Here is a 14,441-nt window from a genome sequence, read left to right as displayed (position 1 = left end):
ACATCGTTGCCGGAATGGCAAACTGGCACGGTGACCGACGATCGCAGGAACCCCGAAGTCGAGCCTGGCCCGCCCGGCGTACCCGACCTGGACCGCGCGACCCGGGTAGGCCACGAGCACAGGCCGGACGGCGCGGGGTCCCGGGCGGGTGGTGAGCCCGGGCCGGACCGTGAGCACGGGCCGGATCGGGGGGAGGGGTCGGGCCCGGGGCGGTGGGTGGCCCCGGACGACCCGGGGGCCATCACCTCGGAGGAGGTGCTGACCACCGTCGGGCCTCGGCTGCGGGCACTGCGTCAGCAGCGTGGCGTGACCCTGAGCCAGCTCGGCACGGCGACCGGGATCTCGGTCAGCACGCTGTCCCGGCTGGAGTCCGGCGGCCGGCGGCCCACCCTGGAACTCCTGCTCGCCCTGGCCCGCTTCCACCGGGTGCCGTTGGACGACCTCGTCGGTACGCCGCAGACCCGCGACCCCCGGGTGCACCGCCGGCCGGTGCTCCGCAACGGCGTCACCATCGTGCCGCTGACCCGCCGCCCGGGAGGGGTCCAGGCGTACAAGATGATCTATCCGCCCGGGGTGCCGGTGGGGGAGCCGACCCAGCAGGTGCACGAGGGGTACGAGTGGCTCTACGTGCTCTCCGGTCGGGTCCGGCTGCTGCTCGGCGGCCACGATCTCACCCTCGACGCCGGTGAGGTCGCCGAGTTCGACACCCGTACCCCGCACTGGTTCGGCAACCCGTACGACGCCCCGGCGGAGATCCTCAGCCTCTTCGGCCCCCAGGGCGAGCGCCTGCACGTCCGCGCCCGCCCCTCCCCCACCAAACAAAACCACCCCCCCAACTGACCCCCACCCCCACCCCACCCCTATCCCGGCCCCCGCCCCCGCCCCCGGCGGATTTTCTGGTTGATCAAGAGGTTCTGGTCAGGAATCCCGAGCAGGATGACGTAAACCTCTTGATCAACCCGGTCGGGGCGGGGTGCGGGGACCGGGAGGGGAGGGTGGGAGGGGTTAGTGGAGGGTCCAGGTGCCGGGGGTGGGGACGGTCACCAGGGTCCAGGGGCCGTCGGCGGTGACGGTGGCGGGGGCTGAGGCGGTCAGCCAGGGGGAGTGGCGGATACGGATGAGGATCCGACCGGGGGCGGTGGTGCGGAAGGTCAGGCTGGCGCCGTCGTGTCGCACCAGTTCCCCGGGCGCGGCCACCAGCGGGGTCGGGTCGGTCACCGCGTACAACCGCCAGTGCCGGTCCGACCAGACCTCGGTCAGGTACGGCAACCCCGCGCCGACCAGTTCCGCCTCGGCCCGGCCCACCCAGGACAGCGGCGCGTCGGGTACGGCGACGTACTGCACGGCGTACTCGTCCAGCCAGGCCCGGTAGGTGTCGGCGGTCAACGGCACCCCGGTGCCGGTGGCCCCCGGGACGGTGGTGAAGAACAGCGGGTTACGGCCGATGTCGACCTGGCGCAGCCAGCCCCGGGCCAGCGGGACCTCGCCGAGCTGCGCGGCCTCCCAGTAGTTGCGGGTCGGCGGCACCTCCACCCGGCCGGTGAGCCCACGCCGGCCCAGCTCGGCGGCGAGCGGGTCGAAGTAGCCCCGGTCGGCGGTCGGATCGTCGGCGCTGCGCAGGTCGGCCGCGACCACCGGCGGCAACCACCAGCACACCAGCGCCAGTAGCCCCGCCAGGACCGCCCGCCCGATCCGTCCGCCCGATCCGCCCCGCCCCGCCCCGCCGATCTCCAGGCCCGATCCGTCCCGCCCCGCCCCGCCGGACTGCGCCACCGAACCGTGTCGCGCCATCGCGCCGGTTTCCATGACCTTCCCGGCCCCGGACCCGCCGGCCGGGGCGAGGACCGGAGGGCGGGGTGCGGTGGGCAGCCGGGCGGTCAGCCAGCCGGGTGGGCGGGCGGCGGCGGCCAGCACCGGCAGCGCGAACATCGTCACCAGCCGGGTCGCGTTCAGGCCGACCGGGGTGTGCACCAGTGCGGCAGCCAGCACCCCGCCCGCCGCCAGCAACGCCCCCACCCGCACCGGCCGGTACGCCACCAACCCGGCCACCAGCAGGCTGACGGTGACCGACCGTAGGGTGTCCGTGCGACTGATGTTCATCCAGCCGCCCTCGCCGAACAGCAGCCCGGTGACCGCCAGCGGCACCGCCGCCGCGACGCCGAGCAGCAGGCCGTCGGCCCACCGGCGGGTGACCAGCAGCGCGACCCCGACCAGGCCGACGAACAGACCCGCCACCGGGCTGGTCGCCGATGCCAGCACCGCGCCGGCCACCACCAGGACCGGCCTGACCCAGCGCCCGCCGGTCGGCCCGTCCCGGCCGTCCCGGGGAGCGCCCGCCCGACCCGGGGCAGCCGGTCGGGTGGCGGTTGCGCCCCGGTCGGTCGGTGCGGCAGCGGGGTCGACGGTGGCGGTCGGCTCGCCGTCGGTGTCGTCACGGCCCGTCCGGGCGGCAACGGGTCCGGTGGTGGCGGTCGGCAGGGTCAGGGCGAGCAGGGCGGCCAGCCCGAACGCCACCCCGAGGGCGTAGGTGACCCGGCCGGAGACCAGGTTGCCGGTGATCGTCAGCACCCCGACCAGGCTGCCGAGCAGTGGCCTGGGCACACCGGTACGCACCAGCAGGGCGGCGAACGCGGCGGCCGAGACGACCAAGGCCAGCGCCCCCGTGGGACGTACCCCGAGGGTCGCCATCAGCGGCGGCGAGACCAGGCTGTAGCCGAGCGGCTGGATGCCGGCGTACCAGCGCAGGTCGACCAGGGCGAAACCGTGCGCGGCGAAGAAGTCGGCCCGTGCCACCTGGGCGGACAGGTCCGAGCCCAGCCGGGGTAGCGCCAACCACACCCCGGCGAGCGCGGCGGCGAAACCGGTGGCCGACCCCACCACCCTGTTGCCCCGCATGCCCACCTCCGGTCCGCGATCACGGTACTGGCAGCATGACGGACGTGCCTCACCACCTGTCCCGCTGGCTCGGTCTGTCCGGTTCGGTGCTGCTCGCCATCGCCGCGTACCTCGGGGGCGCGCTGCCGGGTGGGGAACTGCGGCCCACCCCGGTCAGCATCTGGCAGAGCCGGCACGGGCCGCTGATCCTGGCCCTCTGGCTGGTCGGCACCGGGCTGCTGGCATGGGCGTGGTGGACCCTGCGCGACCGGGTGCCGTCGGCCCGGTGGGCGCTGGTCACCGCCGGGCTCTGGGCGCTGCCGCTGCTGTTCGCGCCGCCGCTGGGCAGCCGGGACGTGTACGCGTACTCCTGCCAGGGCGCCAGCTACGCGGCCGGGATCAACCCGTACGAGCAGGGGGTGTCGGCGCTGCCCTGCCCCTGGATCGACACCATCTCCTACATCTGGCGGGACACCCCGGCGCCCTACGGGCCGCTCTTCGTGATGATCGCAGGGGCGATCGTCCGGGCCACCGGGTCACTCGACACCGACACCGCGCTGACCGTGAACATCGCCCTGTTCCGGTTGCTCGCGGTGCTCGGGGTGGCGTTGGCCGCCGCCTGCCTGCCGGTGCTGGCCCGACGCTGCGGGGTGCCGGTGGGGCGGGCGCTCTGGCTGGCGCTGGCCTCCCCGCTGGTCGGCGTACACCTGATCTCGGGGGCGCACAACGACGCGCTGATGATCGGCCTGCTGGCCGCCGGCCTGGCCGTGGTGGCGGCCAACCCCGGGCGGCGCTGGCCGCTGCTGGCCGGTGGGGTGCTGCTCGGCCTGGCCGGCGCGGTGAAGGTGACCGCGCTGGTGGTGGTGCCGTTCGCGGTGCTGGCCGCGCTGGTCGGGCCGTACCGGATCAGGGCGCTGCTGCGCGACGGCCTGCCGGTCGCCGGCGGCGCGCTGCTCGCGGTGGCCGGCGCGACCCTGGCGGCGGGCCTGGACTTCGGGTGGATCGCCGGCCTGGAACAGGGTGGCCTGGCGATCGCCTGGACCTCGCCGCCGACCGCGGTCGGGCAGACCGCGGGCTATGTCGCGGCGTTGTTCGGCGCGGACATCGACGCCCTGCCGGTGACCCGGGCGATCGGCATGGGGGTGCTGGCGGTGCTGCTGGTCTGGTTGTGGTGGCGGGCCCGCACCCGCGACCCGCTCTGGCACGCCGGCCTGGCCCTGGCCGCGACGGTGGCCCTCGCGCCGATGTTCCACCCCTGGTACTGGCTGTGGCCGATGGCGGTGCTCGCCGCGACGACCCACCGGACGAGCCGGTGGTTCGCGCTGGTGGCGTTGATCTCGTCGTTCCTGGTGCTGCCCGACGGCACCGGGCTGCCCCGGTTCACCAAGATGCCCGGCGCCCCGCTGATGACGCTGTTGGTGATCGTGGTGGCCGTCTGGTTGGTACGGTCGGCGCGGGCGGGCCGGCGGTCCACCACCGTCGACCCGACCGCCGACTGAACCGCCGATTCGACCGCCGACTGAGGAGAGATGGCCGGTGACCGGACCGGGCGTGCCGACCGAGGGGCGGGCCCGTTCGGCGCGCCATGTCGGGTTGATTGGAGCGGTGCTGCTCGCCGTGGCCGGCTGGCAGGGCGGGGTGCTGTCCGAGGTGCCGCCGACCGGCCCGTGGCGCGCGCCGCACGGTCCCGCCGCGATCCTGTGCTGGCTGGCCGGGACGGCGCTGATGGTGGGTGCCTGGTGGGCGCTGCGCGCCGGCGCGCCATCGACCCGGTGGGCGTACGTCACCGCCGGGCTGTGGGCGCTGCCGCTGTTGGCCACCCCGCCGCTGGCCAGCCGGGACGTCTACTCGTACGCCTGCCAGGGCTGGTCCTACGCGGCAGGGCACGACCCGTACCGGGTGGGGGTGGCGGCGGCCGGCTGCCCGTGGGTCGACTCGGTGGCCTCGATCTGGCGGGACACCCCGGCCCCGTACGGCCCGGTCTTCGTGCTGCTGGCCGCGCTGGCCGCCGTGCTCGGCGGCACCCTGGTCGGCACCCTGGCCGTGCTGCGGCTGTACGCCGTGGTCGGGGTGCTGCTGGCAGCGCTCTGCCTGCCCGGCCTGGCCCGCGCCGCCGGGGTGCCCACCCGCCGGGCTGCCTGGCTGGGGTTGGCCTCCCCGCTGGTCGGGGTGCACCTGGTGGCCGGCGCGCACAACGACGCGGTGATGCTCGGCCTGCTCCTGCTGGGCCTGCTGGTGCTGGTGCGGTCGTCCGGGCGGACGGGGGCGCTGCTCGCGGCCGGGGTGCTGTTCGGGTTGGCGGTGGCGGTGAAGGCGACCGCGGTGGTGGTGCTGCCCTTCGCGGCGTTGGCGGCGGTGCACGGCCGCTACACCCTCCGGGCCCTGCTGCGCGACGGCGGTCGGCTGGCCGGGGCGGTCCTGGTCACCCTGGCGGCCGCCTCGGCGCTGTCCGGGCTGGGGTTGGGCTGGCTGAACGGGCTGGCCCGCAGCGGTGACTCGGAGCAGTGGACGTCGGCGCCGACGGCGGTCGGTTTCGTGGTCGACTACGTCGGCAGGCTGGCCGGACGGCACCCGGGCGCGGTGCCGGTGACCCGGGCGGTGGGCCTGCTGGTGCTGGCGGTGCTGCTGGCGGTGCTCTGGTGGCGGGCGTGGACGGCGCTGCGCCGGCTCAACGACGTCCGGCAGCGGGTGCACCGGCTGGCGGCGGCCCGGCCCCGGGTCACCCTGCTGGCGGCGGGCACGGCGCTGGCCGCGACGGTGCTGCTCGCCCCGGTCCTGCACCCGTGGTACGTGACCTGGCCGCTGCTGCTGCTCGCGGTGTCGGCGACCCGGACGACCTGGTTCGTGCTGCCTGCGGCGGTGGCGGCCTTCCTCACCCTGCCGGACGGCACCACGGTCGCCCGGTACAGCAAGGCGCCCGGCGCGATCCTGATGACCGCCCTGGTGGTGGCGGTACTGGTGGGCGCGGCGCGGAGCCGGCGCAACGGAACGGGCCGGCCCCGCGGAAGCGGAGCCGGCCCGGCCGGTGGAACGTGACCGTCGAGGGGAGCCTCAGCAGTCGAAGTACATCGCGAACTCGTGCGGGGTCGGGCGCAGACGCACCGGGTCGACCTCGTTGGCCCGCTTCCAGCCGACCCAGGTGGAGATCAGGTCGGGCGTGAAGACGCCACCGTCGAGCAGGTAGTCGTGGTCGGCCTCCAGGGCGTCGAGCACCTCGGGCAGCGAGCCCGGCACCTGCTTGACGTCGCCCCACTCCTCCGGCGGGAGGTCGTAGAGGTCCTTGTCGATCGGGGCCGGCGGCTCCATCTTGCTCTTGATGCCGTCCAGGCCGGCCATCATCATCGCCGAGAAGGCGAGGTACGGGTTGCTGGACGGGTCCGGCACCCGGAACTCGACCCGCTTGGCCTTGGCGTTGCTGCCGGTGACCGGGATGCGGGTGCAGGCGGACCGGTTGCGCTGCGAGTAGACCAGGTTGACCGGGGCCTCGTAGCCGGGCACCAGCCGACGGTACGAGTTGACCGTCGGGTTGGTGAACGCCAGCAGCGACGGGGCGTGGTGCAGCAGGCCACCGATGTACCAGCGGGCCATGTCCGACAGGCCGGCGTAGCCGGTCTCGTCGTAGAACAGCGGCTCGCCGTTGAGCCAGAGGCTCTGGTGGGTGTGCATGCCGGAGCCGTTGTCGCCGAAGAGCGGCTTCGGCATGAAGGTGGCCGTCTTGCCGTTGGCCCAGGCCTCGTTCTTCACGATGTACTTGAAGAGCTGGAGCTGGTCACCGGCGTGCAGCAGGGTGGAGAACCGGTAGTTGATCTCCGACTGGCCGGCGGTGCCGACCTCGTGGTGCGAGCGCTCCACGCTGAAACCGCCGTCGACCAGGCGACGCACGATCGAGTCGCGCAGGTCGGCGTAGTGGTCCACCGGCGGCACCGGGAAGTAGCCGCCCTTGTACGCGGTCTTGTAGCCGCGGTTGCCGCCGACCTCCTCACGTCCGGTGTTCCACGCGCCCTCGACCGAGTCGATGTAGTAGAACGACTGGTGCGCGGAGGTCTCGTGGCGGATCGAGTCGAAGATGTAGAACTCGGCCTCGGCACCGAAGTACGCGGTGTCGGCGATGCCGCTGGCGGCGAGGTATGCCTCGGCCTTCTTGGCCACGTTGCGCGGGTCCCGGGAGTATGCCTCCCGGGTGAACGGGTCGTGGATGAAGAAGTTCAGCGCGAGGGTCTTCTGGGTGCGGAACGGGTCGATGAAGGCGGTCGCGACGTCCGGGAGCAGGAGCATGTCCGACTCGTGGATCGCCTGGAAACCGCGGATCGACGAACCGTCGAACGCGAGACCGTCGGTGAAGACGCTGTCGTCGAAGGACTCCACCGGCAGATTGAAGTGCTGCATCACGCCGGGCAGGTCACAAAAACGTACGTCGACGAACTTTACGTCCTCGTTCTTGAGGTATCGCAGGAGTTCCTCGGGATTGGCAAACACACGTCCTCCTGGCACGTCCACTCCGGTGGCTGGGCTCTGGCGACGCTATGACCGTGGGGTTGCTCGCCCGTGTCTCCAATGTTTCTGCCGTGTTACGCCGCTCGCGGAGCGTCATCTGCGCCGCTCAGTACCCGCCGGGTTGTCCGTTCGGACGATACCGGGTGCGGCGCTGTGCTGCCATTCGTAGTGATTAGACCGAATTTGCATAGACTGCAGGAATACCCTGCCTGTCCACCTGGTGACCGGCCGATCGGGCGGCAGCGGCACCCGGTGACCGCCCCTGACCGCCGCCGGGCCGGTGCTGACTACCCTTGACCACCGTGACGAGTCCGCCTGCGGCACCGGTGCCGCCCGCCACCGATCCCGCCTTCCTCCCGCCGAGCCTCGGTCGACGGTTCGGCGCCCTGGTGATCGACTGGGTGCTCTGCCTGCTGGTGTCGAACTTCTTCGCCGACCCGGTCCGCGACGGCTGGGCCCCGGTGGCGGTGCTCATCGTCGAGTACGGCCTCTTCCTCGGCCTCTTCGCCCAGACCCCCGGCATGTGGATCACCCGGCTGCGCTGCCTCGACTGGTCCGACGGCGGGCGGATCGGGATCCCCCGGGCGCTCCTGCGCGGCCTGCTGCTGGCCATGGTCGTGCCGCCCCTGATCATGGACGAGCAACGCCGTGGCCTGCACGACCGGCTCACCGGCGCGGTCATCGCCGACGCACCGCGCCCCGCCCGCTGACCAGCCCCGCCCCGCCCTGGCCGGACCGTTGACCCGGGCGTCGCGGCGGTGATCCGGCCCCGGACGCGGTGCGAGCCGGGCCCGACGGACGGGCCCGGCTCCCGGCGTACCAGGGAAGGGTCAGCGGCCCCGCGTCTGGCGGAACGCGCGGCCCGGGGGCCGCATGTTCTTCGGGATCGCGCCCTTGGGCATCTGCGGGCGAGCGGTGAGCGCCTTGAGCCGCTTGTCGAGCGAGTTGACGTCCTTGCCGTTCAGGGTGCGCGGCAGCCGCATCAGGGTCATCCGCAGCTTGCGGATCGGCAGTTCACCCTCGCCCTGGCCGATCACGTAGTCGTGCAACGGCGCGGAGCCGATCACCTTGGCCAGCCGGCGCTTCTCCTGGCCCAGCAGGCCCCGGACCCGCTGCGGGTGCCCCTCGGCCAGCAGGATCACGCCGGGCCGGCCGATCACCAGGTGCACCATGTCCATCTGGGTGGTGGAGCTGACCGCCGGGGTGACCCGCCAGTCGCCGCGCATGCTCTCCATGATCTGCGCCGCCGCGCCGGGCTGCCCCTCGGCCGCGTTCATCATCGCCTTGTTGGACCGCAGGTTGAGCACGATCAGCACGGCGAGCAGGGCGAACAGGATGCCGATCGGCAGCCAGAGCCAGCCCCAGAGGATCACCGCGACCACGGTGAGCGCGAGCGGGATCAGCACCGCCCCGGCGGCCAGCGGCGCGAACCACCGGTCCTGCTTGGCGGTGAACTGGAACACCATCCCGATCTGCTTCAGCCGCTGGCCGAACGAGACCTTCTCCTGGGGCTTTGCCATGCCGCCGAGTCTAGTGGTCCCCGCCAGGACGGATGATCCCCGGCCGGTGGCCGGCGGGCAGGTGCGGTCCCGACCGGTGCCGACGGTGGTCAGCCGGTGGGCGAACGGTCCCCGGCCGGCGGCGCGGTGCGGGGGCGCGGCATGACCGGGGCGGCGCGGCCGGTGCCGCTCTGACCCGTGCCGCTGTGGCCGGCGCCGTCGCTGCCGCCCTCCTCGTGGTAGTCCTCCTCGACGTTGACCGACCAGACGTCGTGGTCGGCGCCGTCCAGGATGTTCTCGGCGGCCAGCATCGCGGTGAGCATGGAGTGGTCCTGGTTGTTGTACCGGTGCATGCCGTTGCGACCCACCGGGTGCACGTTCGGCACCGCCTCGGCCAGCCAGCGGCGGATCACCTCGACGGCCTCGGCGTAGCCCTCGTCGTAGACCGGGTAGGCCTTCGGCATCCGCACCACGTAGCCGGTGGTGACCGAGTCGGGGCGGACCAGGCCGAGCCGCTCCAACTCGGCGGTGCCGAAGGAGACCAGCTCCGGGTCGGGGGTCGACCACAGTTCGTCACCCTCGTTGACGAAGTACTCCAGGCCGAGGCAGGTGCCGCCGTCGCGGACCATCTCCGGCGACCAGGCGCCGTAGTTCTGGATCCGCCCGACCTGCACCCCGGGGGTGTGCACATAGATCCAGTTGTCGGGGAAACCGGCCTCGGTCGGCACCACCAGCGCCACGGTCAGGAAATCCCGGTGCCGCAGCGCGTCGGCCGCCTCGCGGACCGCCTGCGGCGCGGGCGGGTCCATCGCCCGGACCAGGGCCGAGATCGGCATGGTGGAGACCACATGGTCGGCGGCGATCCGCCGCTCGCCGGTCGGGCCGGCGACGGTCACCGCGACCGCCCGACCGTCCTCGCGGTGCACGGTGCGTACCGGCGTCTCCAGCTCGACCGTCCCACCGGCCTTGACCACCAGCTCGGCGCAGCGCTCCCACATCATCCCCGGGCCGAGTCGCGGATAGCGGAACTCCTCGATCAGGCTGGTCACCTCGGTGCCGCCCCGCTGGGGCAGCAGCGCGCCGCGGATCGCCGCGCCGAGGGAGAGGTTGCGGATCCGCTGGGCCGCCCAGTCCGCCTGCAGCTCCGTCGCGGGAATGCCCCAGACCTTCTCGGTGTACGTCTTGAAGAACATCCGGTACAGCCGGGCCCCGAACCGGGCCGACACCCAGCCCTCGAAGTGGCTCTGGTCGGCCGGCGGGCGCACCCGCGCCCACAGGTACGACCCGACACAGCGGCACGCCTCCCACACGCCCAGGTTGCGCAGCGCGTTGCCGGCCCGCAGGGGGTAGTCGAACAGCCGCCCCTGGTAGTGGATGCGGCTCATCCGGGGGCGCAGCAGGAAGTCGTCGTCGGAGAGCAGCTCGTGCCAGAACGCCTCGACCCGGGACACCTTCGTGAAGAACCGGTGCCCGCCGATGTCGAACCGCCAGCCCTCCCGCTCCACGGTGCGGCTGATCCCGCCGACCACGTCGTCGGCCTCGACCACCTCGACGGGGGCGTGCCGTCGGGTCAACTCGTACGCGGCGGTGAGTCCGGCGGGGCCGGCGCCGATGACAACCGTGTGCGGCTGCGCCATCAAAGACACCACCATCGATGAGTTAGGGGTCGGGGCTGGCGGAATCTAACACGATCTCGCCCTGCTCGGGGAGCACCGTCGAATCGACGCCGAGCTGCGGCCGTCACCCCCTTGCGGGGGCAGTCGAGGTCTGGGAAGATCGACACTCTCGAATGCCCGGCGGTCGTTGCCGTGGCCGGCGCCCTCGTGCGGGCGTACCCCGGTGGCGTCCCGGGTCAGCCGACGGTGACCGACGTGTCCTGACGGGCCGTCAGGGCCTGCTGGTAGAGCCGCCCCGCCCGGTACGACGAGCGCACCAGCGGCCCGCTCATCACCCCGGCGAAGCCGATCTCCTCGGCCTCCGCGCGCAGCTCGACGAACTCCTCCGGCTTGACCCACCGGGTCACCGGGTGGTGCCGGGGGGTGGGGCGGAGGTACTGGGTGATGGTGATCAGCTCGCAGCCGGCCTCGTGCAGGTCGCGCAGCGCCTGGGAGACCTCGGCCCGCTCCTCGCCCATGCCCAGGATCAGATTGCTCTTGGTGACCAGGCCGTCGGCGCGGGCCTGCCGGATCACGTCGAGCGAGCGCTCGTAGCGGAACGCCGGGCGGATCCGCTTGAAGATCCGTGGCACCGTCTCGACGTTGTGCGCCAGCACCTCCGGCCGGGCGCCGAACACCTCGGCGAGCTGCTCGGGGACCGCGTTGAAGTCGGGGATCAGCAGCTCGACGCCGCAGCCGGAACGCAACGCGTGGATCTGCCGGACGGTCTCGGCGTACAACCACGCGCCGCCGTCGGGCAGGTCGTCCCGCGCCACGCCGGTGATGGTGGCGTACCGCAGGCCCATCGTCGCGACCGACTCGGCGACCCGGCGGGGCTCGTCGGCGTCGAACTCGGCCGGCTTGCCGGTGTCGATCTGGCAGAAGTCACAGCGTCGGGTGCACTGGTCGCCGCCGATGAGGAAGGTGGCCTCGCGGTCCTCCCAGCACTCGTAGATGTTGGGGCAGCCGGCCTCCTGGCAGACGGTGTGCAGCCCCTCGCGGGAGACCAGCCCGCGCAGCTCGGTGTACTCCGGCCCCATCTTGGCCTTGACCTTGATCCACGGCGGTTTGCGCTCGATCGGCGTCTCGGCGTTGCGCGCCTCGATCCGCAGCATCCGTCGCCCCTCGGGGGCGACCGTCGCGGAGCGCGCTGCCTGCTGGGTCGTCGGCGCGGAGTGCTCGATCGTCACAAAACCGAGCCTACGCCCGACGGCGGCGATCGATGCACGTCGGGCGACCGGCGTCACGTCACCGGTCTTGTGACACCGGACACCGGAGGGCCGGAAAAGCCCGTTACACGCTGCCGGGGCGGGTGCTAGCGTGCCCGGCAGAGCTGTGACGGAGCCGAGTACCGCCCCGATCCGCCAGTGCAGAGAGCCGCCGGTTTGCTGGAAGGCGGTCTGACGCCGGGGCGCGAAGACCCTCCCGAGCCGCGGGAAGAACGGCGCGTCCGCGTGCCCAGTAGAGCCCGCCCGGCTGGCCCCGGTGAAAAGGCGACGAATGAGGCCCCCGCCGTGGCGGGGGCGAAGGTGTGGTGGCACCGCGAGGTTCCCGCTCGCCCACACCTCCCGGGGATCGCGTTGCGATTGATCGAGGAGGTAACCGCCGTGCAACGCATCCTGTCCTCCCACCTGCCCACCCGTGTCGGCGAGACCGTGCGGATCGCCGGTTGGGTGCACCGCCGCCGACTGCTGAAGTCGGTGGCCTTCCTGATCGTCCGGGACGCCGCCGGCCTGACCCAGGTGGTGGTGGCCGACCCGGCCGTCCGGGCCGACGTGACGGCCCTGCCCGAGGAGACCGTGGTCGAGGTGGTCGGCACGGTCACCGCGAACGGCACCGCGCCCGCCGGGGTCGAGCTGACCGGCCCGACGGTACGACCACTCGGCCCGCCCGCCGTGCCGCCCCCGTTCGACCTGTACCGGCCGGCGCTCACCGCGGCCCTGCCCACCCAGCTCGACCACGCGTCGGTGGCGCTGCGGCACCCGACCCGCTCGGCCGCCCTGCGGATCTCGGCGGCGGCGGTGGCCGGCTTCCGGGCCGCCCTGGACGCCCGCGACTTCGTGGAGGTGCACACCCCGAAGGTGGTCGCCACGTCCACCGAGAGCGGGGCGAACGTCTTCACCCTCGACTGGTTCGGTCGACCCGCCTACCTGGCCCAGTCACCGCAGTTCTACAAGCAGCTGATGGTGGGGGTGTTCGAGCGGGTCTACGAGGTGGGGCCGGTGTTCCGGGCCGAACCGCACGACACCGTCCGGCACCTGGCCCAGTACACCTCACTCGACGTCGAGCTGGGCTTCGTCGTCGACCACCGGGACGTGATGGTGGTGCTGCGGGACACCCTCGCCGGGATGCTCGCCGAGGTGGCCCGGCGGGCCGGCGACGCGGTGGCGACCCTGGGCCTGATCCTGCCCGAGGTGCCGGTCGAGATCCCGGCCGTGCACTTCACCGAGGCGCTGCGGATCGCCGGCGCGCCCCCCGACGAGCCGGACCTGGCCCCCGCCCACGAGCGGACGCTGGGGGAGTGGGCCCGCACCGCCCACGGCTCGGACTTCCTTTTCGTCACCGGGTACCCGATGGCGAAGCGGCCGTTCTACACCCATCCCGACCCGGCCCGGCCCGCGTACTCCAACGGTTTCGACCTGCTCTTTCGCGGGCTGGAGCTGGTCACCGGCGGGCAGCGGCTGCACCGCCACGCGGACTACCTGGCGGCGCTGGCGGCCCGCGGCGAGCCGGTCGAGCCCTACGCCGGGTACGTCGACGCCTTCCGGCACGGGATGCCACCGCACGGCGGCTTCGCGATCGGCCTGGAGCGGTTCGTGGCCCGGCTGGTCGGTGCGGCCAACGTCCGGGAGGTGACCGCCTTCCCGCGCGACCTGCACCGGCTGACCCCCTGAGTCGCCGAGCACCCGCGCGACCGGTTGAGTCGGGCCGTGCCGGGTCGGGCCGTGCCGGTGCGAGCCGTGGTGGGTTGGGCCGTGCCGGTTCGAGCCGTGGTGGGTTGGGCCGTGGTGGGTCGGGGCGTGCCGGTTCGGGGCGTGGTGGGCCTGCACTCTGGGTAATGGTGCCGCAAATGCCACCTCTCGTTGCTCTCCGTGATCGGTGCGGGGTGAGGGTAGCGCGTCTTCTTTTCTGGATTCTGCCCGCACCTCGCTGAACAGGAGTTTTGCTGCCCCCGCCTCCCACCCCGCTTACCTACCCATCCGCACTTTGCTCTGCTGCCATCGACGCGACGGTCACTTTTCGTGTTTGGTGCGTTCGGGGCAGCAGAGCAAAGTGGGTGAGAGAGGTAGGTGGCAACCGGCGGGGTCTTGACGCTGCGTAGTGGACTGAGAGGTGGGGTTGCGGCGGAGAATGTCTGCGCCGACCGTTCGAGAACGAACCTCACACCCGCAGACGCCCCGGTCAGGCGAGCGGCCTGACCGGGGCGTCTGCGGGTGTGCGAGTGGGGGGCGAGGGGGCAGCAGCCTGGCGGATGCCGGTCGCGGTGGATCTGCGACGGCTCGACGGGGCAACAGGGCCAGCGGGGTCAGGCCGTGCCGAGCAGGTCCCAGCGGTTGCCGGCGATGTCCCGGAACACCGCCACCCGACCGTACGGCTCGGTGCGCGGCGGCTTCACGAACTCCACGCCGGCCTCGACCAACCGCCTGTGGACGGTGTCGAAATCGTCCACCTGAAGGAAGAAGCCGACCCGGCCGGCCACCTGGTCGCCGACCGTCGCCTCCTGCCGCTCGCCGTCGGCGCGGGCCAGCAGGATGCCGGTCTGCGCGCCGGGCGGGCGGACCACCACCCATCGCTTCGGGCGACCGTCGTTGGTCAGCGAGGGCTCGTCCTCGACCAGTTCGAAGCCGAGAATCCCGGTGAAGAACGCGATGGCCGGGTCGTAGTCGGCGACGACGAGGGTGACGAGGTCGATCCGCAC

The 14,441-nt window shown here is 72.9% G+C and carries 11 protein-coding genes; 5 read left to right on the top strand and 6 right to left on the bottom strand.

Translation table 11 applies throughout. The features are described from left to right. Window positions 1–216 precede the first annotated feature (216 nt). A complete protein-coding gene (locus ACQP1S_RS23780) occupies window positions 217–840 on the top strand; it encodes a helix-turn-helix domain-containing protein (protein WP_245722252.1) in 624 nt (207 codons plus the stop codon). A gap of 165 nt (window positions 841–1,005) precedes the next feature. Here the strand turns inward: ACQP1S_RS23780 and ACQP1S_RS23775 are convergent, their stop codons facing one another. Continuing rightward, window positions 1,006–2,895, bottom strand: a complete 1,890-nt coding sequence (locus ACQP1S_RS23775) for a hypothetical protein (protein WP_432899315.1) — start codon at window positions 2,893–2,895, stop codon at window positions 1,006–1,008. 44 nt (window positions 2,896–2,939) lie between these two features. Here ACQP1S_RS23775 and mptB (ACQP1S_RS23770) point away from each other — a divergent pair, with 44 nt between their 5' ends. Together mptB (ACQP1S_RS23770) and mptB (ACQP1S_RS23765) are read left to right on the top strand one after the other, a co-directional pair. Next, window positions 2,940–4,373 (top strand): polyprenol phosphomannose-dependent alpha 1,6 mannosyltransferase MptB, encoded by a 1,434-nt coding sequence (gene mptB / locus ACQP1S_RS23770; RefSeq protein ID WP_432908256.1) that lies wholly within the window; start codon window positions 2,940–2,942, stop codon window positions 4,371–4,373. A 37-nt stretch (window positions 4,374–4,410) separates the two neighbouring features. Next, window positions 4,411–5,910: a polyprenol phosphomannose-dependent alpha 1,6 mannosyltransferase MptB gene (gene mptB / locus ACQP1S_RS23765; RefSeq protein ID WP_432899312.1), complete on the top strand. Its 1,500-nt coding sequence runs from the start codon at window positions 4,411–4,413 to the stop codon at window positions 5,908–5,910. A gap of 15 nt (window positions 5,911–5,925) precedes the next feature. On the opposite strand, the gene glnA is transcribed toward mptB (ACQP1S_RS23765), so the two are convergent. Next, window positions 5,926–7,350 carry a type I glutamate--ammonia ligase gene (glnA, locus tag ACQP1S_RS23760; RefSeq protein ID WP_091237847.1) on the bottom strand — a complete coding sequence of 475 codons (1,425 nt, stop codon included), beginning with the start codon at window positions 7,348–7,350 and terminating at the stop codon, window positions 5,926–5,928. Window positions 7,351–7,670: 320 nt separating this feature from the next. Here glnA and ACQP1S_RS23755 point away from each other — a divergent pair, with 320 nt between their 5' ends. Beyond that, window positions 7,671–8,078, top strand: coding sequence for an RDD family protein (locus ACQP1S_RS23755; RefSeq protein ID WP_432899309.1), 408 nt, complete (start codon window positions 7,671–7,673; stop codon window positions 8,076–8,078). A gap of 120 nt (window positions 8,079–8,198) precedes the next feature. Here the strand turns inward: ACQP1S_RS23755 and ACQP1S_RS23750 are convergent, their stop codons facing one another. From ACQP1S_RS23750 to lipA, 3 genes are all read right to left on the bottom strand, one after another. Beyond that, window positions 8,199–8,888 (bottom strand): DUF4191 domain-containing protein, encoded by a 690-nt coding sequence (locus ACQP1S_RS23750; protein WP_091237844.1) that lies wholly within the window; start codon window positions 8,886–8,888, stop codon window positions 8,199–8,201. Between the two features lie 89 nt (window positions 8,889–8,977). Continuing rightward, window positions 8,978–10,504, bottom strand: a complete 1,527-nt coding sequence (locus ACQP1S_RS23745; protein WP_432899306.1) for an NAD(P)/FAD-dependent oxidoreductase — start codon at window positions 10,502–10,504, stop codon at window positions 8,978–8,980. Window positions 10,505–10,719: 215 nt separating this feature from the next. Next, window positions 10,720–11,769 (bottom strand): lipoyl synthase, encoded by a 1,050-nt coding sequence (gene lipA / locus ACQP1S_RS23740; protein WP_357776820.1) that lies wholly within the window; start codon window positions 11,767–11,769, stop codon window positions 10,720–10,722. A 360-nt stretch (window positions 11,770–12,129) separates the two neighbouring features. Here lipA and aspS point away from each other — a divergent pair, with 360 nt between their 5' ends. Then, window positions 12,130–13,416: an aspartate--tRNA(Asn) ligase gene (aspS, locus tag ACQP1S_RS23735; RefSeq protein WP_432908254.1), complete on the top strand. Its 1,287-nt coding sequence runs from the start codon at window positions 12,130–12,132 to the stop codon at window positions 13,414–13,416. A 632-nt stretch (window positions 13,417–14,048) separates the two neighbouring features. Here the strand turns inward: aspS and ACQP1S_RS23730 are convergent. Beyond that, window positions 14,049–14,441 (bottom strand): VOC family protein, encoded by a 393-nt coding sequence (locus tag ACQP1S_RS23730; protein ID WP_432899302.1) that lies wholly within the window; start codon window positions 14,439–14,441, stop codon window positions 14,049–14,051.

This window comes from Micromonospora matsumotoense (assembly GCF_050951065.1).
GTDB lineage: Bacteria > Actinomycetota > Actinomycetes > Mycobacteriales > Micromonosporaceae > Micromonospora > Micromonospora matsumotoensis.
The sequence above is the reverse complement of the archived record's forward strand: the minus strand, read 5'-3'. Positions and strand labels throughout refer to the sequence as shown.